This is a genomic window from Ramlibacter sp. GS1-15 (assembly GCF_057785015.1).
Genome location: NZ_JBYNTU010000001.1, coordinates 48,421 through 69,653, shown reverse-complemented (window position 1 = coordinate 69,653; position 21,233 = coordinate 48,421). Strand labels below are relative to the sequence as shown.

Here is a 21,233-nt window from a genome sequence, read left to right as displayed (position 1 = left end):
TCCTTATTTCTTCTTCGTTTCCTTGAGCGTGATCTTCTCGTCCGCATAGCGGATGCCCTTGCCCTTGTAGGGCTCGGGCGGGCGGACGGCGCGGATTTCCGCGGCGATCTGGCCGACGCGCTGGCGGTCGGCGCCCTTGATCACGATCTCGGTCGGGGCGGGGGTCGCCACCGTGATGCCCTGCGGCATGTCGATGTTGACCGGGTGCGAGAAGCCCACGGTGAGGTTCAGCTTGGCGCCTTGCGCCTGGGCCTTGTAGCCGACGCCGACCAGGTTCAGCTTCTTCTCGAAGCCCTTGGTCACGCCCAGCACCATGTTGTTCACCAGCTGGCGCATCGTGCCGCTCATCGCGTTGGCTTCACGCGACTCGTTGGCCGGCTCGAACGACAGCTTGCCGTCCTTGCTCGACACCTTGACGAGCGTGTTCTGGGCGAGCGACAACTGGCCGCCCGCGCCCTTCACGCTGATCTGGTCTTCCTTGATCTGCACGTCCACGCCCTGCGGGACGGCGATCGGCATTTTTCCGACTCGGGACATTTTCTCTTCCCTCCTTAGGCGACGTAGCAGAGGACTTCGCCGCCGACGCCGCTCGCGCGCGCCTTGCGGTCGGTCATCACGCCGCGGGGGGTGGTGACGATCGCGACGCCCAGGCCGTTCTGCACCTGGGGAATGTCGTTGCGACCCTTGTAGATGCGCAGGCCGGGGCGGCTCACGCGCTCGATGCGCTCGATCACCGGACGCCCGGCGTAGTACTTCAGCGCGATCTCGAGCTCGCTCTTGTTGCCGTCCTTCTTGACCTGGAAGCCGTCGATGTAGCCCTCGTCCTTCAGGACCTGGGCGATCGCGACCTTGATGTTGGAGGCCGGCACGCTCACCGTCGCCTTCGCCACCATCTGCGCGTTGCGGATGCGGGTCAGCAGATCGGCAATGGGATCACTCATGCTCATGTCTGTCTCTCCTGCCGGTTACCAGCTGGCCTTGATGATCCCGGGGATGTCGCCGGTGAAGGCCATCTCGCGGATCTTGTTGCGGGCCAGACCGAACTGGCGGAACGTGCCGCGCGGGCGGCCCGTGATGCCGCAGCGGTTGCGCTGGCGGGTCGGGTTGGCATTGCGCGGGAGCTTCTGCAGCGCCAGGCGCGCGGCGGCGCGCTCCTCGTCGCTTCGCTTGGCATCGTTGGCGATCGCCTTGAGTTCGTCGTGTTTCTTGGCGAACTTCGCAACCAGTTTGTCGCGCTTGAGTTCGCGCTGGATCAGAGCTGTCTTAGCCACGATGCACCCTTATTGCTTGAACGGGAAACGGAAGCCCGCGAGCAGCGCCTTGGCTTCCTCGTCGGTCTTGGCCGTGGTGGTGATCGAGATGTTCAGGCCGCGCAGGGCGTCGACCTTGTCGTACTCGATCTCCGGGAAAATGATCTGTTCCTTGACGCCGATGTTGTAGTTGCCACGGCCGTCGAACGCGCGGGCGGAGATGCCGCGGAAGTCGCGCACGCGCGGCAGCGCGATCGTCACAAAACGGTCCAGGAATTCCCACATGCGGGCGCCGCGCAGCGTCACCATCGTGCCGATGGCCTGGCCTTCGCGGATCTTGAAGCCGGCGATGGCCTTCTTGGCCTTGGTCACCACGGGCTTCTGGCCGGCGATCTTGGTCAGGTCGCCGACGGCGTTCTCCATCACCTTCTTGTCCGCCACCGCCTCGCTCACGCCCATGTTCAGCGTGATCTTGGTGATGCGCGGCACCTGCATCGGCGACTTGTAGCCGAACTTCTTGGTGAGCTCGGGAGCGACCTTCTCGAGGTAGTGTTGTTGCAGTCGTGCCATGGTTTACGCCGCCTTGATTTCGTCGCCGCTGGACTTGAACACGCGAGTGCGCGTGCCGTCCTGCTGCAGCTTGATGCCCACACGGTCGGCCTTGCCGGTCGCCGGGTTGAAGATCGCCACGTTCGACTGGTGGATGGGCATGGCCTTGTCCACGATGCCGCCGGTGGTGCCCTTCATGGGGTTCGGCTTGGTGTGCTTCTTGACCTGGTTGATGCCTTCGACCACCAGGTGATCGTCGTCCTTGCGCAGGACCACCTTGCCGCGCTTGCCCTTGTCGCGGCCCGCGATCACGATGACCTCGTCGCCCTTGCGGATCTTGTTCATGACGCGTTCCTCGCTTTAGAGAACTTCGGGCGCCAGCGACACGATCTTCATGAACTTCTCGGTACGCAGCTCGCGCGTGACCGGTCCGAAGATGCGGGTGCCGATGGGCTCCAGCTTGTTGTTGAGCAGCACGGCGGCGTTGCCGTCGAACTTGATGAGGGAGCCGTCGCCGCGACGGATGCCCTTGGCGGTGCGGACCACCACGGCGCTGTAGACCTCGCCCTTCTTGACGCGGCCGCGCGGCGCAGCTTCCTTGATGCTGACCTTGATGATGTCGCCCACGCTCGCGTAGCGACGCTTGGAACCGCCGAGCACCTTGATGCAAAGAACGGACTTCGCACCCGTGTTGTCGGCGACTTCGAGCCGAGATTCAGTCTGGATCATTTCAAATTTTTCCCAACTTGCACCCGAAACGCCCTTGCAGGCAGGTCAGGTCAGTCTTGGGCCCGTGTGGGGGCAGAAAGCGCCCTGCCGTGTGTGACAGGAGCGCAGAGCCCACAATTATTGCAGAACGTGGAAGGGCTGTCAAACGCCCGCTAGGACGGCAGCTGAAGGTACTCGCGGGCGAGGTCCTCGAACGCGGCGACCTGGGCCTCGATCCCCGTCTCCTCATGAAGGATCGCGCCCACCACCTGGGCGGCGGCGGCGGCCAACCTGGCGTCCAGGAACAGCAGCCGCGACCGCCGCGCCAGCACGTCTTCCACCGTGCGCGCGAACTCGCGGCGGGCGGCGAAGCGCACCATCCCTTCCGTGAGGCCGGGAGCTATCTCGTGACGCGCGCCGCGCATGGCGAGCACTTCGCCCGCCTCGCTGCCGTACGAATGCAGGCCCTGGGGTTCGCTGACGGGCAGCACTTGGGCGCCCGGATCGGGGGAGCCCACGAGCTTCAGGTGTGCGGTCACGCCCGCGGGAGTCCGCTTGATCAGATCATGTTGCATGCAGCGGGCCAGGACGTCTTCGGCCATCGCGCGATAGGTGGTCCACTTGCCGCCGGTCACGGTAACGAGGCCCGCGCGACTCACGAGCACCGTGTGTTCGCGGCTGAGGGCCTTGGTGTCCTCGCCGTCATCGCGCTGCGGCTTGACCAGCGGGCGCAGGCCGACCCAGCAGCTGCGGACGTCCTCGCGCCGCGGCGCGCGCGCCAGGTAGCGCCCCGCCTCCCTCAAGATGAATTCGACCTCTTCGCGAAACGGCCGGGGCTCGCGCGGCAGGTCCTGGCGCGGGGTATCCGTTGTCCCGAGGATCACCTTGCCGAGCCAGGGCACCCCGAACAGGACGCGCCCATCGGCGGTCCTGGGCACCATCAGCGCGTGCCGGCCGGGCAGGAACTCGCGATCGACCACGAGATGCACGCCCTGGCTGGGCGCGACCATGGGCTGGACGGGGTGGTGGATGGCTTCGCCGTCCTGCTGGCGGAAGTGATCGACCCACACGCCGGCGGCATTGACCACGCAGCGGGCCTCGATCTCGTACGTTGCCCCGGTCTCCTGGTCCCGGCACTGCAGCCCGCTCACCCGGCCGTCGCGATGCCGCAAGGCGGTGGCCGCGCAGTAATTGACCAGCACGGCGCCTTTACTCGCGGCGGTGCGCGCCAGCGCCAGCGCGAGTCGCGCGTCGTCGAACTGGCCGTCCCAGTACTTGATGCCGCCCTTGAGCCCTTGCGCGCGTGCCGTCGGCAGGAAGCGGAGCACCTCCGTGCGGCCCAGGATTTCGGTGGCGCCCAGGCCGGCGCGGCCGGCCAGGACGTCGTAGGCCTTGAGGCCTGCGCCATAGAACGCGGTTTCGAAATAGCTGTACGCCGGGACCACGAAAGGCAGCGGCTGCGCCAGGTGAGGCGCGTTGGCCAGCAGCGTGGTGCGCTCGTGCAGCGCTTCGCGCACCAGGCCGATGTTGCCTTGGGCGAGGTAACGGACCCCGCCGTGGACCAGCTTGGTCGCGCGCGAGGAGGTGCCCTTGGCGAAGTCGTGCGATTCGACCAGCAGGACGGTGTAGCCGCGCGCAGCCGCGTCGAGCGCGACTCCCAGCCCCGTCGCGCCGCCGCCGATGATCGCGATGTCCCAGGTCCGCGGCGTGGCGAGTTGCTTGAGCAAATGCTGTCGGTCCATTGCACCCAATTCTGCTTGAGCCGGGGCTAGACTCGCGTCATGGGTTCCAGCAATAGCGAAGTCGTTGCCTTCATCGGCGGCGGCAACATGGCGAGCGCCATCATCGGCGGCCTGGTGCGCCAGGGGCTGCCCGCGGGCAACATCGAAGTGGTCGAGCCGTTCGCGGATGCGCGCGACAAGCTGCGGGCGCAATTCGGCATCGAGGCGCGCGAGACGGCCGGCGAAGCGCTCGAGCGCGCGGGCCTGGTGCTCTGGGCGGTCAAGCCGCAGACATTCCGTGAGGCGGCCGCGCAGGCCTCGCCGTTCACGCGCGACGCCCTGCACCTGAGCGTGGCCGCCGGCATCCGCTCCGACAGCATCGCGGGCTGGCTGGGTACGCAACGCGTCGTGCGCTCCATGCCCAACACGCCGGCGCTGGTGGGCAAGGGCATGACGGCCCTGTTCGCACGCGCCGGCGTGTCCGACGCCGACAAGCGCTGGGTGGAACGGGTCATCGCCACCACCGGCGACTTCCTCTGGGTCGGTGCCGAAGCGGACCTCGATGCCGTCACCGCGATTTCGGGCTCGGGGCCGGCTTATGTCTTCTTCTTTCTCGAAGCCATGACGCAGGCCGGCATCGAGATGGGCCTCGCGCGCGAACAGGCCTACCAGCTCGCCGTCGGAACCTTCGTCGGCGCCTCCGAACTCGCGCGCGCCTCGCAGGACCCGCCCGAGGTGCTGCGCCAGCGCGTGACCTCCAAGGGCGGCACGACCTACGCCGCGATCACCTCGATGGAGCAGGACCGGGTGAAGGCGCTGTTCGTGAAGGCGCTGCACGCGGCCCGCGAACGCGCGAAGGAACTGGGCGACGAGTTCGGCCGCTGATCAGGCGAGCGCATAGCCGAGCGCCACGCCCGCGAACAGCGTGAAGCCCAGCCAGTGGTTCAGGCGGAAGGCCTTGAAGCAGCCTTCGCGCGTTCGGTCGCGGATCAGGGTGTAGTGCCACGCGGCCTGCGCGGCGGCGGCGGCGAGCGCGATCGCGAGCACGGCGGCCGGGATGCGCCCCGCCAGCACCACGCCCCAGATCACCAGGTAGGCGGCGTAGCAGGCCATGATCACCGGCACGTCGGCGCGGCCGAGCGTGATGGCCGAGGTCTTCATGCCGATCTTCAGGTCGTCGTCGCGGTCGACCATCGCGTATTCGGTGTCGTAGGCCAGCACCCAGAACAGGTTGCCGAGCAAGAGCACCCAGCCGGTCAACGGGATGCGCGACTGCACGGCCGCGAACGCCATGGGGATGCCGAAGCTGAAGGCGACGCCTAGCACGGCCTGCGGCATCGAGACGAAGCGCTTGGCGTACGGGTAGGCGAGCGAGATCGCCAGCGCGACGAAGGACCAGGCGATCGCCGCTGCATTGGTCGTGAGCACCAGCGCGAAGGCGGCGAGCGCCAGTACGGCGCCAACCATCAAAGCCTCCTTCACGGGCAACGCGCCGCTGGTCACCGGACGCTGGGCCGTTCGCTTCACATGCCGGTCGAAATCGCGATCGGCCACGTCGTTCACGCAGCAGCCGGCGCTGCGCATGAGGACCGTGCCGAGCGTGAACACCGCGAGCAAATGCCAGCCCGGAAAGCCGTGTGCGGCCACCCACAATGCCGACAGCGTGGGCCACAGCAGCAGCAGCCAGCCCGCCGGACGATTCCAGCGGATCAGGTCGAGGTACAGGCGCAGCCGCTCGCGCATCGCTTCACAGACCGAGCTGGCGCAGGTCCAGCTTGCCCTCGCGCATTGGCGGGCACCAGTAATACGAGCCGTTCACGGGCCTGGAGATCTTGAACAGCGCGTCGATGATGCCGTCATCGAACCCGGCCATGCGGCGCATCTGCGCCTCGAACGCGTAGAACGACTTGCCGAACGCGACGAACATCAGGCCGGCCTGCATGCTCATCATCCACGGCATCGAGCGGCGCAGCACGAAGGCTTCGGGATCGAAACTTTCCTGGGCCGTGCGCTTCACGTGCGCCTCCTCGGGCGAATCCTCGAGCTCCTCGTTCGTCAGGCGATCACGGCCGATCGAGTGATTGGCCAATTCGTCGGTGAGCTGCTCGAACGCATCGAGGTCATGCAGCCACTGCTGCACGGCCACGAAGCTCGAGCCGTCTGCGGCGATCGCGGCCTTTACCGCCGCCTCGCCCTCGGGATTCTCGGTGCCGTCCTCGAAACCCGTGATGTCCTTGCCGTGCGTGCCGGTCCACGCGTGACGGAACGCATCGACCACGTGACGCACGACGAAAGCCGGCGCCAGCGCTTTCTGCACCTTGCGCGTCAGGTGCAGCAGGTCGCCCAGGTCGTCGCCGCGGATCCAGCACCACAGCGTGCCGGGCGTGGCGGGCACTTTCGCGCCATGGCCGGAAAAATCCGGGAATTCGTGCAGGCCCGGCACCTGTGCGCCGAGCGCATGCACGAGCGAGGGGCCGACGCCCAGGACCACGTCGCTGCCGTTGGCCAGCGGCGACAGCCGGGTGAGCGCCTGGCGAATGCCTTCGGCGTCGGCACCTTGTTCGGAGATGACGAAATTGACGTAGCGCGCGACGGCGGGAACGGGGTCGAGGATGCCGGGCTGGTACATCAGGACAGTCTCTTCACGCCGGGCAGTTCGCAGGCGTAGATGGCGTTGCGCAACGCGGCGATCGCCTCGTAGCGCGTGAAGCTGCGCCGCCACGCGAGCACGACGCGGCGGCTGGGTGGATCGCCGTCGAACGGGATGTACTTCACGAACGCCTGGTCGTCCTTGCGCCGCTTGGGCTTGGCGTCGAGCGCATCCTTGGGCACCGACAGGCGCGGCACCAAAGTCACGCCCATGCCGGCCGCCACCATGTGCTTGATCGTTTCGAGCGACGAGCCTTCGAAGCTCTTGCGGATGCCTTCGGCATCGCTGGAGAAGCGCGCAAATTCGGGACACACCTCCAGGACATGGTCGCGGAAGCAATGCCCCGTACCCAGCAGCAGCATCGTTTCCGCCTTGAGCTCTTCGGACGTGACCGTGGGCCGGGCGGCCAGCCGGTGGTTGCTCGGCACCGCGGCCATGAAGGGCTCGTCGTACAGCTGCGCGATCGCCAGGCCCGTGTCGGGAAACGGCTCGGCCATCACGGCGCAGTCGATCTCGCCGGTACGCAGCATCTCCAGCAGCTTGACGGTGAAGTTCTCCTGCAGCATCAGCGGCATCTGCGGCGTGCGCGCGATGGCTTGCCGAACGAGGTCGGGCAAGAGATAAGGCCCGATGGTGTAGATCACGCCCAGGCGCAGCGGCCCGGCGAGCGGGTCCTTGCCGCGCTTGGCGATCTCCTTGATGCTGGCGGCCTGCTCGAGCACGCTTTGCGCCTGGCGCACGATCTCTTCGCCCAGCGGCGTGACCGTCACCTCGTTGGCGCTGCGCTCGAACAGCTTGACCTCGAGCTCTTCCTCCAGCTTCTTGATCGCCACCGACAACGTCGGCTGCGAGACGTAGCAGGCTTCGGCGGCCTTGCCGAAGTGCTTTTCGCGCGCAACGGCGACGATGTATTTGAGCTCGGTCAGCGTCATGAAGGCTCAGGCTTTGAGGAATTCGGATTTTCCACCCAACCAGCGCGCCATGTGCTTGTCGGCCAATTGCGGATGCCGGTCGAGCATGATCGGCGCGAGTTGGCGTGCCCAGTGCAGCAGGGCCGTGTCCACCTGCAGGTCCGCAAAACGCAGCAGCGGTGCGCCCGACTGGCGCGCGCCCAGGAACTCGCCGGGCCCGCGGATCTCGAGATCGCGCCGCGCGATCTCGAAGCCATCGGCGGTCTCCACCATCGCTTTCAATCGCGCCCGGGCCGCCTCGCCGACTTTCCCGTTCTCGCCCGGCGCGTAGAGCAGCACGCAGGCCGACGCCGCGGCGCCGCGCCCCACGCGGCCGCGCAGCTGGTGCAACTGCGACAGGCCGAAGCGCTCGGCGTGCTCGATCACCATCAGCGAGGCGTTCGGCACGTCGACGCCCACTTCGATCACCGTGGTCGACACCAGCACACCCATCTGGCCGCCGACGAACAGCTGCATCACGGCCTTCTTCTCTGCGACCGGCATGCGCGAATGCAGCAGGCCGACCATGACGCCGGGGAGCGCCTCGCTCAAGGCCTGGTGCGTCGCGGTCGCGTTGGTGAGGTCCAGCGCCTCGCTCTCCTCGATCAGCGGGCAGACCCAGTACACCTGCCGGCCCTGCGCGAGCTGCCTGCGGATGCGCTCGATCACCTCGTCGCGGCGGTTGTCGGCGATCAGCTTGGTCACGACGGGCGTGCGGCCCGGCGGCAGTTCGTCGATGGTGGAGACGTCGAGGTCGGCGTAGTAGCTCATCGCCAGCGTGCGGGGGATCGGCGTGGCGGACATCATGAGCAGGTGAGGCTCCTGGTGACCCTCGCTCATCTTCGCGCGCAAGGCCAGGCGCTGCGCCACGCCGAAGCGGTGCTGCTCGTCGATGATCGCCAGCGCGAGCTTCTTGAACTGCACCTGGTCCTGGATCACGGCGTGGGTGCCGACCACCAGCGCGGCCTCGCCGCTCGCGATCAGCGCCAGCATTTCCGTGCGTTCCTTCTTGCGCTGGCTGCCGGTGAGCCACGCGACGCGCAGGCCCTTGGGCGCGAGCAGGGGCTCGAGCCAGCCGATCAATTTGCGGAAGTGCTGTTCGGCAAGGATCTCGGTCGGCGCCATCAGCGCGCATTGCCAGCCTGCGTCGATGGCGATCGCCGCCGCGAGCGCCGCGACGATCGTTTTGCCCGAGCCGACGTCGCCTTGCAGCAGCCGGTGCATCGGCACGTCGCGCGCCAGGTCCTGCGCGATCTCTTCGCTCACGCGATGCTGGGCGCCCGTGAGCTGGAACGGCAACACCGCGAGCAATTGCTCGTGCAGGCCGCCGGCCTTCGTCGCCAGCGAGGGCGAGCGCAAGGTGTCGCGCTCGCGCTTGCTTTGCAGCTGCGACAACTGCTGCGCGAGCAGCTCCTCGGCCTTCAGCCGCTGCCACGCGGGATGCGAATGGTCTTCGAGCGTCGCGAGCGACACGTCGGGCGTGGGATGGTGCAGGAACTGCAGCGACTCGCGCAGGTTCCACACCAGGGTTTGAAGTTGCTCGGTGACGCCGGGCGGAAAGGTGTCGCCGAGGTCGGCGCGCACGAGCGCACCCTCGATCGCCTTGCGCAGGTAGGCCTGCGGCAGGCCGGCGACGGTGGGATAGACCGGCGTCAGCGCCTTCGGCAGCTCGCCCCCCGCGGGCTTGAAGCCGGGGTGCACCATCTGCCAGCCGAGGAAACCGCCCTTCACCTCGCCGCGCAGACGCACGCGCGTCCCGACGGCCAGCGCCTTCTGCTGGGACGGGTAGAACGTGAAGAAGCGCAGCACGCAGGTGTCGCTGCCGTCATCCACCGTCACCATCAATTGCCGGCGGGGGCGATAGACGATCTCGCAAGCGGTGACCTGGGCTTCGATCTGGATTGTGTCGCCGTCACGCGCATCGCGCAGCTTCACGATGCGCGTTTCGTCCTCGTAGCGCAGGGGCAAATGCAGCGCCAGGTCGATGTCGCGCGTGAGCCCGAGTTTCGCGAGGGCTTTCTGGGGGCCGGTCGATGCGGTGGCCGCGGGCATGGGACAATTCTGCCTTCATCACTTCGCACGGGTCCGTCCGGCCCTGAAGCATGCGTCAATTCACCTTGGGCGATTTCGATTTCGCCCTGCCCCCCGACCTCATCGCCCAGCATCCCGCGCCCGAGCGCAGCGGCTCGCGCCTGCTCGATGGCACGGGCGACGCACCGGTCGATCGCGTCTTCCGCGACCTGCCTGCGCTGCTCGCGCCCGGCGACCTGCTGGTGTTCAACGACACGCAGGTCGTGAAGGCGCGCCTGTTCGGCGAGAAGCCCACGGGCGGCAGGCTCGAACTGCTGGTCGAGCGCGTGACCGGCCCGCGCGAGGTCGTGGCGCACATGAAGGTGAGCAAGAAGCCGCCCGCGGGCACCGTGCTGCGCATGGACGGCGGCTTCACCGCGACGCTGCAAGGCCGCTGGCCCGATGAAGACGGCGCATTGTTCCGCTTCACCTTCAGCGACGATCCGTACGCGCTGATGGAGCGCCATGGCCACGTGCCGTTGCCGCCTTACATCGAGCATGCCGACACGGCCAACGACGTGGCGCGCTACCAGACCGTGTTCGCGAAGAACCCCGGCGCGGTGGCCGCCCCGACGGCGGCCTTGCACTTCGACGAGGCCGTGCTCGCGGCGCTGGGTGCGCGCGGGGTCGAGCGCGCGAGCGTGACGCTGCACGTCGGCGCCGGCACCTTCCAGCCGGTGAAGACCCAGGACATCGCGCAGCACCGCATGCACAGTGAGTGGTACGGGATACCCGACGTCACGATCGCTGCCATAGAGGCGACCCGCGCGCGCGGCGGCCGCATCGTCGCCGTCGGCACGACGACCGTGCGCACGCTCGAGTCCTGGGCCTGCAGCGGGCAGGTCAGCGGCGACACTTCGATCTTCATCACCCCGGGCTTCGACTTCCGCGTGGTGGACCTGCTGGTCACGAATTTCCATCTGCCCAAGTCCACACTCCTGATGCTCGTGAGCGCGTTCGCCGGTTACGACCGCATGATGGCCCTCTATGCGCACGCCGTGCGCGAGCGTTATCGTTTCTTCAGCTACGGGGACGCGATGCTGCTGCGCCGCCCGGCTTCCTGACATGCTCCAGTTCGAACTCCTCCAGACCGAAGGCCTCGCGCGGCGCGGGCGCCTGACGCTCAATCACGGCGTGGTGGAAACGCCCATCTTCATGCCGGTGGGCACTTACGGCACGGTGAAGGGCATCACGCCGCGTTCGCTCGACGAGATGGGCGCGCAGATCATCCTGGGCAACACCTTCCACCTGTGGATGCGCCCGGGCCTGGACGTCGTGCGCCAGTTCGGCGGCCTGCATCGCTTCGAGGCCTGGAACAAGCCGATCCTCACGGATTCCGGCGGCTTCCAGGTGTGGTCGCTCGGCGAGATGCGCAAGATCAGCGAGGAGGGCGTGAGGTTCGCCTCGCCCGTCAATGGCGACAAGCTGTTCCTCACGCCCGAGATCTCGATGGAGATCCAGACGATGCTCAATAGCGACATCGTCATGCAGTTCGACGAGTGCACGCCGTACGAGACCAAGGGGCACGTCACGACCGAAGCCGAGGCGCGCTTCTCGATGGAGCTGAGCCTGCGCTGGGCCAGGCGCTGCCAGGCCGAATTCGCGCGCCTTCAGAACCCCAACGCGCTCTTCGGCATCGTGCAGGGCGGCATGTTCGAGCACCTGCGCGAGGAGTCGCTGGCGCAGCTCGTCGAGATGGACTTTCCCGGCTACGCGGTCGGCGGCGTCAGCGTCGGCGAGCCGAAGGACGAGATGCTGCGCATCATGGCGCACACGCCGCACCGCCTGCCGGCCGACAAGCCACGCTACCTGATGGGCGTGGGCACGCCCGAAGACCTGGTCGAAGGCGTCGCGCAGGGCGTGGACATGTTCGACTGCGTGATGCCCACGCGCAATGCGCGCAACGGCCACCTGTTCACGCGCTTCGGCGACCTGAAGATCCGCAACGCGCGCCACCGCAGCGACGAGCGGCCGCTGGACGAGTCGTGCGGCTGTTATGCCTGCAAGGGCTACACGCGACCGGATGGCACGGTATCGGGCGGCTTCTCGCGCGCCTACCTGCACCACCTCGAGCGCTGCGGCGAGATGCTGGCGCCCATGCTTGCCACCATCCACAACCTGCATTACTACCTGAACCTGATGCGGGAGATCCGGGAAGCGCTGGACGCGGGCCGGTTTGCGCAGTTCAGGCAGCAGTTCCGGCAGGACCGGGCACGAGGCGTGTGAGACCCGGCCCCGCGGCGGTGCCGCACGCCGGGCAGAAGCGCGCGAAGGCGCTCTTGCGCGTCGAGCAATTCCCGCACCGGTCGAACAGGCCGATGCCGCAGTGCGGGCAGAAGTCGATCCGCTCGTTCTTGAAGTCGACAGAGCGCTCGCAGCCCGGGCACACGCCTTTGGCCAGGCGCGCCAACGCCGTGTCGTAGCTCAGTTCCTCGCGCCGCTTGGCATCGGGCAGTTGCTCCGCGGCCCGCTGGCGCTCCAGATAGCGGTTCAGCGCCAGGATCGCGTAGCGCCCGACCAGCACCGTGATCACGATGCCCACGATGTAGCGCACATAGCCGCCGTAGCTCGGAAGGTAAGGCACGAGCTCGACGAAGAACGTGAACAGGGCGAAGAAGATGAAGCCCCACACGAAAGGCCAGTACGTGCTCTTGCGCTTCGTCTTGAACAGCCAGCCGGCGACGACGAGCAAGGGCAATGTGAGCGCGAGTCGATACAGGAACACGCGCAGTTCGACGCGCCGCATCTCGGCGGCGAGCTTGTCGCCCGCAGCCCTTTCCATGTCGTCGAGCTGACGCCGGGCCGACGCCTGGCCTTGCCGCGCATCGAGCACGGCCTTCTCCTGCTGCTCCACCTGCCCCTGCGCCTCGCGCTCCTTCTGCCGCAAGGTGTCGAGCGCCTTGGTGCGTGCGACGAGTTCCGGGTCCTGGTCGGAGAGCTGTGTCGCGTGGCGCGTCGCCAGCCAGTTGCGGAAGGTCTCCTGCGCGCTTTGCGTGTCGGCGCGGGCCACGCCTTGTTTCAGCCGCGCCTGGTCGAGCGCCGCCTGGGCGTCGTCGGCGCGGCGCTGCATCGCCTTGATCTCGCCACGCAGGCGATCGGCCGCGGGCCGGTCGAGGAAATCTTCGACCGTCCACGCGTGCTCCACCTTCGGCAGGTCGCCGACCACGGTGCCGCCGAGGCCGACCAGGAAACCCGCGAACACGACGGCCACCAGCCAGAGGCCGCGGCGGAACCACTTTTCGGACAGACGCAAGGCGTTGCTCATGAAATCCCCTCCTCATTCCAGGCGCAGCACCGACGGCGCGGATGCCAGGCCGCTGCGCGGCAGCCATTCGAACACGGAATCGACCGTCACCGTCTCGATGCGATCACTGAAGCGCTTCTCGGGTGGATGATCGTCGAAAGCGACGTTGGCCTTCGTCAGCCGCCCGCCCAGCCGCGTCAGCGGCTCGATCCGCAAGGTGGTCGGCCGGTACTCGTGCGCGGCGAGCCAGGACTGCGCGTTCGCACGCGTGATCGGCGTGTCGGGCTGCATCGCCGCCGCCAGCGTTTCGATCGCCCACTGGTTCGACTGCTGGTAGCGGTTGCCCCAGGCGTAGCTCACGAGGCTGTAGGGCCTGACGTGCAAGGCCGCGACGCGCGCGTTGTCGCGCAGTACCGGCAGCAGTTGCTGCTGGACCTCACGCGACGGAACGACCCACGCCGCTTCGTAGCGCCAGGGGTCGTCCAGGAAGAACTCGCCCAAGCCTTGGCGATAAAGGTCCGAATCAGCCGTGCCGCAGCGATTGAGCTTGTGCACGACGCGCCAGGCCGCACCGCCCGGCGCGTCGCGGTCGAGGTAGGCAAAACCCAGGTGGGAGTAGCGCAGGTTCCATGGCGTCAGGTCCTGCCCGGCCCGCGCGAGCACGGCGACTTCGGCGCCGCTCGCGTCCAGCGCGTCCCGGGTTCCTTGCGCCAGCTCCAGGCCGCGGATCATCGCCGCGGCGGTCGGCTGCTTCTCCTCGCACGAGCGGCCCGCGTGCGCGCCGGCGGCCAGCAGCAGCGCGAACGCCGCGACGAGGATGCGCCAGGGCTTCACGACGTGATCCGCTCGTTATGCAGCAGTGCGCGGCCGAGGGCGTTCGGCACGAAGGCGATCGCCTCGCTGCCGGCCACGAGCACGATGCCCGTGCTCAGCACCGTGGCCGTGACCATGGCCCCGGCAACGACGGAAGCCTGCTTGACGCCCCGGCCGGCGACTTGCACGCTGATGCGCACGCCATCGGACACGCGTTCGAGCGTGTACACGGTGGCATAGGCGCTGGCTTCCACGCTCTTGACGACGAACACGCCGCCCGCCACGGACAGCATGGCGGATGCACCCACCGAGGCGCCGCCCGCCTGGGAGCCCAGCGCGACCGACGCGATCGGCAGCGTGGAAACGTCGCTCAGGGTCGACGCCTCGGATTGCGCGCGGGCCGCACCCGTGACGAACGCCAAGGAAAACGCGGCGGCGAAGAATTGGTTCCTGCTCATGATGTCCCTCCGAGGTGTGGGTGCCGCGACGGGGTGCCGCGGTCGGAGCGCAGTCTCGTGCTGCACGGGCCGCGAGGCCCGTGGGTTTCGACTTTTATGCGTCTGGCGGTGCCGGCGGTATCGCGAGGCGATACTCAGTCCGCTGCGAGGAGCTGGGCCACGCGTTCCTGCAGCAGCAACGGCTGGACCTGCGCGGGCGCCACCGGCTCGCCGACGTTCAAGCCGACGCGGTTGAACATGCCGCGCCGGAACGGCCGCACCATCGCGCCGCCTTCTTCCACCCGGCTGAAGAACGAGCCCCACAGGTTCGTGAGCGCCATCGGGATCACGGGCACCGGTTCGCGCTCGAGGATCTTCATGATCCCGCCCTTGAACTCCTGTAGCTGGCCGTCGCGCGTGATCGCGCCCTCGGGGAAGATCGCGAGCAGGTCGCCTTCGCGCAGCACCTTGGCCGCGGCGTCGAACGCGGCTTCGTAGGCCTGCGGGTCCTCCTTGCGCGGCGCGATCGGGATCGCCTTGGCCAGGCGGAACAGCCAGCCCAGCACCGGCACCTGGAAGATGCGGTGGTCCATCACGAAATAGATCGGGCGCGGGCTCGCCGCCATCAGCAGCATGGCGTCGACGAAGCTCACGTGGTTGCACACGAGAACGGCCGCACCGGCGGTGGGAATGTGCTCGTCGCCGCGGACCTTGAAGCGGTACACGACGTGCGACACGAACCACGCGACGAAGCGCAGCAGGTACTCGGGCACCAGCATGAAGATGTAGCCGGCGACAACGGCGTTGGCGATGCCGACCGCGAGAAAGATCTCGGGAATGGTGAAGCCGGTCTTCAGCATCGCCCCGGCGATGATCGCGCTCGCGATCATGAAGAGCGCGTTCAGGATGTTGTTCGCCGCGATGATGCGGGCGCGGTGCGTCGGCTGGCTGCGCAACTGGATCAGCGCGTACATCGGCACGCTGTACAGGCCGGCGAACAGCGACAGCAGCGCGAGGTCCGCCATCACGCGCCAGTGCATGGACGCACCGAGGAACTGCGCGAGCGCGAGGTTGTCCGCCGGCGGGAGCGCGCGCGAGGCGAAGTACAGGTCGATCGCGAACACGCTCATGCCGATCGCGCCGAGCGGAACCAGGCCGATCTCGACGTGGCGGCGCGACAGTACCTCGCACAGGAGCGAGCCGACCCCGATGCCGACCGAGAACACCACGAGCAGGAGCGAGGCGACCTGCTCGTTGCCGTGCAGCACCTCCTTCGCGAACGAGGGGAACTGCGACAGGAACACCGCGCCGAAGAACCACATCCAGCTGATGCCCAGCAGCGAGCGGAACACGACGATGTTGCCGTGCGCGAGCTTCAGGTTGCGCCAGGTCTCGCTGACCGGGTTCCAGTTGATCCTCAGGCCGGGATCGGTCGCGGCCACCGTCGGCACGAACTGCGCGAAGCCGCGCCCGACCAGCGCGAGCAGCACGCAGGCGATCGCGACGTGGTGGCGCCCCACCTCGGGCGTCGCGACCAGCAGCCCGCCGGCGACGTTACCCAGCAGGATCGCGACGAAGGTGCCCATCTCCACCATGCCGTTGCCGCCGGTGAGCTCGCGTTCGTCGAGCACCTGCGGCAGGTAGGCGTACTTCACCGGGCCGAACAGCGTCGAGTGCAGTCCCATGAGGAACACGCAGGCCAGCAGCACCGGCGCGTTCGATGTCCAGAAGCCGAAAGCCGCGAGTGCCATGATCGCGATCTCCAGGTTCTTGACGAAGCGGATCATCGAGCGCTTGTCGAACTTGTCGGTGAGCTGCCCGCTGGTGGCCGAGAACAGCAGGAAGGGCAGGATGAACAGGGCGCCGATCACCAGGCCCGCCAGCGACGGCGGCATCCACTCGAGCTGGAGCTGGTAGGTCACCATCACGGTGAACGCGAACTTGAACAGGTTGTCGTTCGCGGCGCCGCAGAACTGGGTCCAGAAGAAGGGGGCGAAGCGCCGCTGGCCGAGAAGCGCGAACTGGTTGGGATGTTCGTGCGCGGGCGCAGTCGCCGCGGGTTCGCTCAAGACGGTGCTCATGGATCCCTCCTCATTCGTGGACAGCCAGCGCGGCGCGCCAGGCCGACGCGCGCTCGCAATTCTGCACGTATCGGAGATCTTTCAAAGCGGCAATCAGCGGCCACGCGGCCATCGCGGCCACGAGGTGCTTGATCGAGTGGCCGGACACGACGTGGCGCGTCAGCTCGAAGATCCAGGCGTCGCCGGCTTCGGCCAGCTTGGCGAGCGCGTAGATCGCGACGACCGCGAGCCAGTGGACGCCCACCGCGTCGGGCAAGGGGCGCAACCAGGCCACGATGCACAAGGCCGCCATGCCGCCGAACTGCAGCACGGCCCAGGGCAGCAATTCGCCCGATGCCGCGGCGCGGATCGCCCAGGGCGAAATCAGCAACAGGCCCAGCCCGACCCAGGCGCCGGCACGCTCGCTCACGTGCGCGGCCGCGGCAAGGCCCAGCAGCCCCGCGAACGCGATCGCCATGCCGCTGCGGTCCACCACCAGCCGGGCGTCATCGGGCTGCAAGTGGTACCAACTGGAGCAGGCCGCGGTCACGACGAGGCCGCCGAAGAAGAGAGCGGCCATCGCCCGCTGCATGTTCGACAGCGAGCGCCGGGGCAGCCGCCAGAGCGACCACGCGCCGGCGAGGCCGGCGCCGAGGAACGCGAGGTTGGAGAGCACGTCGCCCGCATGCGGCACGCCGTGCCAGCCGCGTTCATCGACAAATGCGTGGTAGCCGGCCAGGTTGCCGACATGCGGTCCCAGCACCGCGACCACGCCCATCACCATCACGCCGATGGCCAGGCCCCGTTCGCGCCGATTCATCCTGGTTGCCATTGCTTTTCCTCCTTTGGAGCAACGGCGCGAGTCTCTCGAGACGTCGGCGGTAGGGCGCGGCATTTGCGCTACATTGCGCTCCAGTACACCTGCGGTATCACGCCGCGATACTTTCCCGTCCATGAGCACCACCGCCGACCTCGTCACCGCCCTGAAGAAGGAGCTGAAGGCCGCGCAGATGACGTACGCCGACCTCGCGAAATCGCTGGGCATGGCGGAATCGAGCATCAAGCGGATGCTGGCCAAGGGCGACATGCCGCTGTCGCGCATCGACGCGATCTGCCGTGCGCTGAAGCTGGATTTCGCGGAGCTCGCGCGGCGCATCGCCGATGCGCAGCCGCTGCTGAAGGAGCTCACGCCCGAGCAGGAGCGCGCCGTGGTCGCCGACAAGAAGCTGCTGCTGTGCGCGATCTGCGCGCTGTCGCAATGGACGGTGGAACAGATCACGGCGGCCTACCGCCTGACGGAAGCCGAGTGCATCAGGCATTTCGTGCAACTCGATCGCATCGGCATCATCGAGCTGCGGCCGCTGAACCGCTACCGGCTCAAGCTCGCGAAGACCTTCCGCTGGCGGCCGCACGGCGCGGTGATGAACTACTTCCGCGAACAGGTGGTGCTCGATTACTACAAGGGCGGCTTCGACAAGCCGGGCGAAGGCTTGCTGCTGGTGCACGGCTCCGTGAGCCGCTCCACGGCACCGATGTTCTTCGAACGCATCCAGCGCGTCGCCCAGGACTTCGCGCAGCAGCACCAGACCGACCAGCGGCTGCCGCAACAGGACCTGGAGGGCTACACCCTGCTGCTGGCCATGCGCAGCTGGGAATTCGAGGCGTTCACGCGCCTGCGGCGCTGACGGAACCTAACCGTCCAGCGCGGCGGGCCCGGTTTCGAGCACGCGCAACGGGACCCGCCCCGGATCGAATATATCGAGCAAGGCACGACCCGGGGGCGCGAGCTGTTCGGTGGCCGGCCCTTGCGGCGCTTCCGGTTCGCGCCCCTGCAGCAGCTTGCGCATTTCCAGGCGCAGCAGGCCGCGCGTGCGCAGCCAGAAATCGGCACGGCGCGCCTGCCGCGCGCGCTTCTCGGGCGACAAGGCCGTGGCCGCCAGGTTCTCGTTCGACTGCAACGGCAGGATCACCCAGCCACGCGGGCCGTTGCTGGCGCCGAAGTGTTCCCACAGCGCGCGGTAACTGGCGAAGACCTTCTCGCCGGCTTCGCGATAGCGCGCGCGCAGGCGATACGACCAGCCGTGCAGGCGATGGGCGGCAGGGTCGAGCCCGACGAGCCGCAGGTGCCAGTGGCCCGCCAGCTCCTGCGCGACACGCACCAGCAGCACGGCGGGCTTCCAGCCGTGAAGGGCGGCGGCGATCTCGGGCGCGCTCACGCGGTGCACCGGATGGCGCTGGCCGCGCACGCCGCCGATCACGAGGCAGGGCGTGCCATCGATGTGGAAACGGCTGAAGGCGAGCACGGCCGCATCGATGGCCTGCGCGTCGCGCTGCAGCTCGGCCGAGCGCCTGAGGGTCAGCGTGAGGAACATCTCGCCCTCGACGCTGGTGGCCGGCGACCGCTGCAGTTGCAGCCGCATGAACTCGCAGCCGCTCGGGGGCGTGAGTTCGACCAGGACCACCGGCTGGCCGAACGCGACCTGCGCGAAGGCGGACGGCTGGAACGCCGTCTCGAGCCAGTCCATGTGGTCGATGAGCCGCACCACGCGTTCGGAAAAGCCGGTACCGCGGTGCACATAGGGCCGCAGGGCGCGCAGGTACTCGCCCCGCAGGTCGTGCAGCACCTCGCGCGAGTGCAGCTCGAACACCATCGCCATCCAGCGGCGCAGCGCCTTGCCTTCGCCCAGCGTTCCGCGCAACGCGCGCCAGGCCAGTCGCGCACGCGAGGTGCCGCCGCCGGCGTTGCGCGGATCGAGCGCCCAGCGCAGGCCCTGCCAGACGCCCGGCGCCCGGTCAGCGGAAGACAGTGAGCACCCCGGTGTAGCCGTACAGGTGATGGCGCGCGATCTCGCCGCCGGCGAAGAAGCCCACCAGCGGCACGTCGCCCAGCGCGCGCCGCACGATCTGCATCTCCGCGCTGGGCCCGCCGAAGTGCGGGCCACCGCGCCCCGCGCAGCTGACGTAGACCGCACCCGCGATGCGTCGCTCCGGGCTCGGCGAGGCGTCCGGCGCGGGCGAGGCCAGCGCGGCCGCCGTCGTGTGGCTCATTTCCTCGGGCTCGAGCTCCTCGCGGATTTCCGCGCAGATGCGCACGAGGTCGGCCCGCGCGGCCTGCGCGTTGCGCGTGCAGAAGGCCATGCGCATGCCGGGCGAGACGCGCTCGGCGATGGCGACGCCGCGCCGCCCCGGATCGATCCCGATGATGTGGCGCACGAGCACGTCGGCGCCGAAGCTTCCGGTGCGACCGACCGCGTCCGCGCCTTCCTCGGTCAGGCCCACCAGCGTCGCGCGCAGTTGCGCCATCGCCTCCTGCGGCTGATCGAGCGAGATGCCGGTGTCCGCGAGCAGGCGGTCGAGCGCGGGCTCGCCGTCGATCCCGGTGATCACGTTGCCGCTCGCCCCGGTGATCACGCGCTGGGGCGCGATCGGCTGGCAGCCCTGCGTCACGCGCGAGACCAGCGCCACCTCTTCGCCGAACGCCACACCCGACAGGCCGCCGGAGAACACGCCGCGCGCCGCGCCCTGGCCGCGCATGTTGCCGTTGCCGCCGATCGCGAACTGCACGTTGTCGGCGCGGCTGGACGACAGCCCGCCGAACAGGTAGCCCGTCGACGTGCGGGCGGCCAGGTCGTCGATGAGTTCCGCAAGGTCGGGCGTGCGCGCGTCCGCATGCACGAGGGCGGTGAACGGTTCGAACCCCATGCCTTCACCCGTGGCCAGCGGCGCGACGCCGGAGAACACGCGGTACTGGTGCGAAGGCAGGTCGCACAACATCACGGCGAGCGCCGGCTCGTCGAAATATTCGACGTTCGATGCGGCGATGCCGACGCCCACGGTCCCCGCCCAATCGGTGACCTCGGGCAGTTCCGCGCCGAGGTGGTCCAGGATCTCCTGCGCCGCGTCGGCGTAATGGTCGGTGATGTAGAGCAGGGCCAGCGTGGGCGACGACGCGTACTCGGGCAGGGCCATCTGCGCCCGCAACTGCGCGAGCACCAGCCCCGCCGCCATCTGCCACTGCGGGTGGGTCGCGTGGCCGAAGGGAAACAACTTCACTCCATTCGCTCCTTCAAGGCGATGCCTTCTTCTTCGCGGGCCGCCCGGCGGCCCCTTTGCGCGCGACCGGCGAGGCGGACTTCATCGCCTGCCGGGCCATGCCGCCGGCCATGTTCTTCGCCGTGTCCATCGCGGTCTGCGATGCCGCATCCTTCATGGCGTTGGTGGCGATCTGCTGGAACTGCTGCGTGAGCGCGCCCCACCACTGCAGCGGATCGACGATGTTCGCCGGTGCCTTGCCATCGCCCTTGTCCTCGGCCGCCCTGGGCTTGGCCTTCCGGGGTGCCGCCGGGGCTGCGGCTGGGGCCGGGGCCGCGGCCTCGCTCGGCTTCTGCAGGCCGCCGGTCGCGCCGCTCCCCGCTTTGAGCTTGAGTGCGTTCGCCACTTCGGCCATGTTGAAGTTCATGCCCTGGAGCGTAGCCACCGTCATCTTCTGCACCTCCAGCGCCTGGATGGTGGCGCCCAGCGCCTTGGCGTTCTGGTCGAGCCAGAAATGCACGGCCTTGAGGTCGCTGATGCGCTTTTCCAGCTCCTCGACATTGAGCGTCGGCGCGATCCAGTTCGACAGGTTGGGGATCTGGGGCAGCGTCTGCGTCGCGCCCTTGGCCAGGTTCTGCAGGAAATCGAAGCCGGGGACGAACTTGCCGAAGCCGAGGTTGTCGTTGTCGCTGCTCATGGCCGAAGCCCCCGAAGTTCCGTTCGCCACAGCTTACGTGAACTCCGGCCAT

23 protein-coding genes are annotated in these 21,233 nt (G+C 68.2%); 4 read left to right on the top strand and 19 right to left on the bottom strand.

The window, feature by feature from the left end:
- Positions 1-3 precede the first annotated feature (3 nt).
- The 7 genes from rplF to AC3EF3_RS00305 all read right to left on the bottom strand — a co-directional run bounded on the left by rplF (position 4) and on the right by AC3EF3_RS00305 (position 4,249).
- Positions 4-537: a 50S ribosomal protein L6 gene (rplF, locus tag AC3EF3_RS00335; protein ID WP_488530175.1), complete on the bottom strand. Its 534-nt coding sequence runs from the start codon at positions 535-537 to the stop codon at positions 4-6.
- A gap of 14 nt (positions 538-551) precedes the next feature.
- Positions 552-947, bottom strand: coding sequence for a 30S ribosomal protein S8 (rpsH, locus tag AC3EF3_RS00330; protein WP_488530174.1), 396 nt, complete (start codon positions 945-947; stop codon positions 552-554).
- An 18-nt stretch (positions 948-965) separates the two neighbouring features.
- Positions 966-1,271, bottom strand: a complete 306-nt coding sequence (gene rpsN, locus AC3EF3_RS00325; protein WP_488530173.1) for a 30S ribosomal protein S14 — start codon at positions 1,269-1,271, stop codon at positions 966-968.
- 9 nt (positions 1,272-1,280) lie between these two features.
- Positions 1,281-1,820: a 50S ribosomal protein L5 gene (gene rplE / locus AC3EF3_RS00320; protein WP_488530172.1), complete on the bottom strand. Its 540-nt coding sequence runs from the start codon at positions 1,818-1,820 to the stop codon at positions 1,281-1,283.
- Between the two features lie 3 nt (positions 1,821-1,823).
- Entirely contained in the window at positions 1,824-2,144 is a 321-nt protein-coding gene (gene rplX, locus AC3EF3_RS00315; RefSeq protein WP_488530171.1) for a 50S ribosomal protein L24, read from the bottom strand.
- A 15-nt stretch (positions 2,145-2,159) separates the two neighbouring features.
- Positions 2,160-2,528 (bottom strand): 50S ribosomal protein L14, encoded by a 369-nt coding sequence (gene rplN / locus AC3EF3_RS00310; protein ID WP_187075638.1) that lies wholly within the window; start codon positions 2,526-2,528, stop codon positions 2,160-2,162.
- 152 nt (positions 2,529-2,680) lie between these two features.
- On the bottom strand, positions 2,681-4,249 hold the full coding sequence (locus tag AC3EF3_RS00305; RefSeq protein WP_488530170.1) for a glycerol-3-phosphate dehydrogenase/oxidase: 1,569 nt from the start codon (positions 4,247-4,249) through the stop codon (positions 2,681-2,683).
- Positions 4,250-4,288: 39 nt separating this feature from the next.
- Here AC3EF3_RS00305 and proC point away from each other — a divergent pair, with 39 nt between their 5' ends.
- Positions 4,289-5,113: a pyrroline-5-carboxylate reductase gene (proC, locus tag AC3EF3_RS00300; protein WP_488530169.1), complete on the top strand. Its 825-nt coding sequence runs from the start codon at positions 4,289-4,291 to the stop codon at positions 5,111-5,113.
- Here the strand turns inward: proC and ubiA are convergent, their stop codons facing one another.
- From ubiA to recG, 4 genes are read right to left on the bottom strand one after another with little or no spacing between them, the layout of a single operon-like run.
- Positions 5,114-5,971, bottom strand: a complete 858-nt coding sequence (gene ubiA, locus AC3EF3_RS00295) for a 4-hydroxybenzoate octaprenyltransferase (RefSeq protein WP_488530168.1) — start codon at positions 5,969-5,971, stop codon at positions 5,114-5,116.
- 4 nt (positions 5,972-5,975) lie between these two features.
- On the bottom strand, positions 5,976-6,857 hold the full coding sequence (locus AC3EF3_RS00290) for a Dyp-type peroxidase (RefSeq protein WP_488530167.1): 882 nt from the start codon (positions 6,855-6,857) through the stop codon (positions 5,976-5,978).
- Positions 6,857-7,810, bottom strand: coding sequence for a LysR substrate-binding domain-containing protein (locus AC3EF3_RS00285; protein ID WP_488530166.1), 954 nt, complete (start codon positions 7,808-7,810; stop codon positions 6,857-6,859). The genes AC3EF3_RS00290 and AC3EF3_RS00285 overlap by 1 nt, the downstream gene beginning before the upstream one ends.
- A gap of 6 nt (positions 7,811-7,816) precedes the next feature.
- Entirely contained in the window at positions 7,817-9,880 is a 2,064-nt protein-coding gene (gene recG, locus AC3EF3_RS00280; protein WP_488530165.1) for an ATP-dependent DNA helicase RecG, read from the bottom strand.
- Positions 9,881-9,930: 50 nt separating this feature from the next.
- On the opposite strand from recG, the gene queA reads away from it, so the two are divergent.
- Together queA and tgt are read left to right on the top strand one after the other, a co-directional pair.
- The gene (gene queA, locus AC3EF3_RS00275; RefSeq protein WP_488530164.1) at positions 9,931-10,962 is read left to right on the top strand and encodes a tRNA preQ1(34) S-adenosylmethionine ribosyltransferase-isomerase QueA; all 1,032 of its coding nucleotides are present in this window, start codon (positions 9,931-9,933) and stop codon (positions 10,960-10,962) included.
- A 1-nt stretch (position 10,963) separates the two neighbouring features.
- A complete protein-coding gene (gene tgt / locus AC3EF3_RS00270; RefSeq protein ID WP_488530163.1) occupies positions 10,964-12,124 on the top strand; it encodes a tRNA guanosine(34) transglycosylase Tgt in 1,161 nt (386 codons plus the stop codon).
- Here the strand turns inward: tgt and AC3EF3_RS00265 are convergent.
- The 5 genes from AC3EF3_RS00265 to AC3EF3_RS00245 all read right to left on the bottom strand — a co-directional run bounded on the left by AC3EF3_RS00265 (position 12,084) and on the right by AC3EF3_RS00245 (position 17,284).
- On the bottom strand, positions 12,084-13,163 hold the full coding sequence (locus tag AC3EF3_RS00265; protein WP_488530162.1) for a serine endopeptidase: 1,080 nt from the start codon (positions 13,161-13,163) through the stop codon (positions 12,084-12,086). The genes tgt and AC3EF3_RS00265 overlap by 41 nt on opposite strands.
- 12 nt (positions 13,164-13,175) lie before the next feature.
- A complete protein-coding gene (locus AC3EF3_RS00260; RefSeq protein WP_488530161.1) occupies positions 13,176-13,976 on the bottom strand; it encodes a DUF2145 domain-containing protein in 801 nt (266 codons plus the stop codon).
- Positions 13,973-14,413 (bottom strand): hypothetical protein, encoded by a 441-nt coding sequence (locus tag AC3EF3_RS00255; RefSeq protein ID WP_488530160.1) that lies wholly within the window; start codon positions 14,411-14,413, stop codon positions 13,973-13,975. The genes AC3EF3_RS00260 and AC3EF3_RS00255 overlap by 4 nt, the downstream gene beginning before the upstream one ends.
- A 134-nt stretch (positions 14,414-14,547) precedes the next feature.
- Positions 14,548-16,473, bottom strand: coding sequence for an MFS transporter (locus tag AC3EF3_RS00250; protein ID WP_488530159.1), 1,926 nt, complete (start codon positions 16,471-16,473; stop codon positions 14,548-14,550).
- Positions 16,474-16,483: 10 nt separating this feature from the next.
- Positions 16,484-17,284, bottom strand: a complete 801-nt coding sequence (locus AC3EF3_RS00245; protein WP_488530158.1) for a hypothetical protein — start codon at positions 17,282-17,284, stop codon at positions 16,484-16,486.
- 121 nt (positions 17,285-17,405) lie between these two features.
- On the opposite strand from AC3EF3_RS00245, the gene AC3EF3_RS00240 reads away from it, so the two are divergent.
- Positions 17,406-18,137 (top strand): helix-turn-helix domain-containing protein, encoded by a 732-nt coding sequence (locus AC3EF3_RS00240; protein ID WP_488530157.1) that lies wholly within the window; start codon positions 17,406-17,408, stop codon positions 18,135-18,137.
- Between the two features lie 6 nt (positions 18,138-18,143).
- Here AC3EF3_RS00240 and AC3EF3_RS00235 read toward each other — a convergent pair whose 3' ends face one another.
- From AC3EF3_RS00235 to AC3EF3_RS00225, 3 genes are all read right to left on the bottom strand, one after another.
- Complete coding sequence (locus AC3EF3_RS00235) at positions 18,144-19,151, bottom strand: DUF535 family protein (RefSeq protein WP_488530156.1); 1,008 nt, start codon at positions 19,149-19,151, stop codon at positions 18,144-18,146.
- 94 nt (positions 19,152-19,245) lie between these two features.
- Positions 19,246-20,505: an FIST signal transduction protein gene (locus AC3EF3_RS00230; protein WP_488530155.1), complete on the bottom strand. Its 1,260-nt coding sequence runs from the start codon at positions 20,503-20,505 to the stop codon at positions 19,246-19,248.
- Positions 20,506-20,518: 13 nt separating this feature from the next.
- A complete protein-coding gene (locus AC3EF3_RS00225; RefSeq protein WP_488530154.1) occupies positions 20,519-21,181 on the bottom strand; it encodes a PhaM family polyhydroxyalkanoate granule multifunctional regulatory protein in 663 nt (220 codons plus the stop codon).
- Between the last annotated feature and the right edge of the window lie 52 nt (positions 21,182-21,233).

Excerpts from the sequence above, each read along its gene's own strand:
- rplF (WP_488530175.1), bottom strand. The coding sequence starts at position 537 with ATGTCCCGAGTCGGAAAAATGCCGATCGCCGTCCCGCAGGGCGTGGAC.
- rpsH (WP_488530174.1), bottom strand. The coding sequence starts at position 947 with ATGAGCATGAGTGATCCCATTGCCGATCTGCTGACCCGCATCCGCAAC.
- rplE (WP_488530172.1), bottom strand. The coding sequence starts at position 1,820 with ATGGCACGACTGCAACAACACTACCTCGAGAAGGTCGCTCCCGAGCTC.
- rplX (WP_488530171.1), bottom strand. The coding sequence starts at position 2,144 with ATGAACAAGATCCGCAAGGGCGACGAGGTCATCGTGATCGCGGGCCGC.
- rplN (WP_187075638.1), bottom strand. The coding sequence starts at position 2,528 with ATGATCCAGACTGAATCTCGGCTCGAAGTCGCCGACAACACGGGTGCG.
- AC3EF3_RS00305 (WP_488530170.1), bottom strand. The coding sequence starts at position 4,249 with ATGGACCGACAGCATTTGCTCAAGCAACTCGCCACGCCGCGGACCTGG.
- proC (WP_488530169.1), top strand. The coding sequence starts at position 4,289 with ATGGGTTCCAGCAATAGCGAAGTCGTTGCCTTCATCGGCGGCGGCAAC.
- ubiA (WP_488530168.1), bottom strand. The coding sequence starts at position 5,971 with ATGCGCGAGCGGCTGCGCCTGTACCTCGACCTGATCCGCTGGAATCGT.
- AC3EF3_RS00290 (WP_488530167.1), bottom strand. The coding sequence starts at position 6,857 with ATGTACCAGCCCGGCATCCTCGACCCCGTTCCCGCCGTCGCGCGCTAC.
- AC3EF3_RS00285 (WP_488530166.1), bottom strand. The coding sequence starts at position 7,810 with ATGACGCTGACCGAGCTCAAATACATCGTCGCCGTTGCGCGCGAAAAG.
- recG (WP_488530165.1), bottom strand. The coding sequence starts at position 9,880 with ATGCCCGCGGCCACCGCATCGACCGGCCCCCAGAAAGCCCTCGCGAAA.
- queA (WP_488530164.1), top strand. The coding sequence starts at position 9,931 with ATGCGTCAATTCACCTTGGGCGATTTCGATTTCGCCCTGCCCCCCGAC.
- tgt (WP_488530163.1), top strand. The coding sequence starts at position 10,964 with ATGCTCCAGTTCGAACTCCTCCAGACCGAAGGCCTCGCGCGGCGCGGG.
- AC3EF3_RS00265 (WP_488530162.1), bottom strand. The coding sequence starts at position 13,163 with ATGAGCAACGCCTTGCGTCTGTCCGAAAAGTGGTTCCGCCGCGGCCTC.
- AC3EF3_RS00255 (WP_488530160.1), bottom strand. The coding sequence starts at position 14,413 with ATGAGCAGGAACCAATTCTTCGCCGCCGCGTTTTCCTTGGCGTTCGTC.
- AC3EF3_RS00250 (WP_488530159.1), bottom strand. The coding sequence starts at position 16,473 with ATGAGCACCGTCTTGAGCGAACCCGCGGCGACTGCGCCCGCGCACGAA.
- AC3EF3_RS00245 (WP_488530158.1), bottom strand. The coding sequence starts at position 17,284 with ATGGCAACCAGGATGAATCGGCGCGAACGGGGCCTGGCCATCGGCGTG.
- AC3EF3_RS00240 (WP_488530157.1), top strand. The coding sequence starts at position 17,406 with ATGAGCACCACCGCCGACCTCGTCACCGCCCTGAAGAAGGAGCTGAAG.
- AC3EF3_RS00225 (WP_488530154.1), bottom strand. The coding sequence starts at position 21,181 with ATGAGCAGCGACAACGACAACCTCGGCTTCGGCAAGTTCGTCCCCGGC.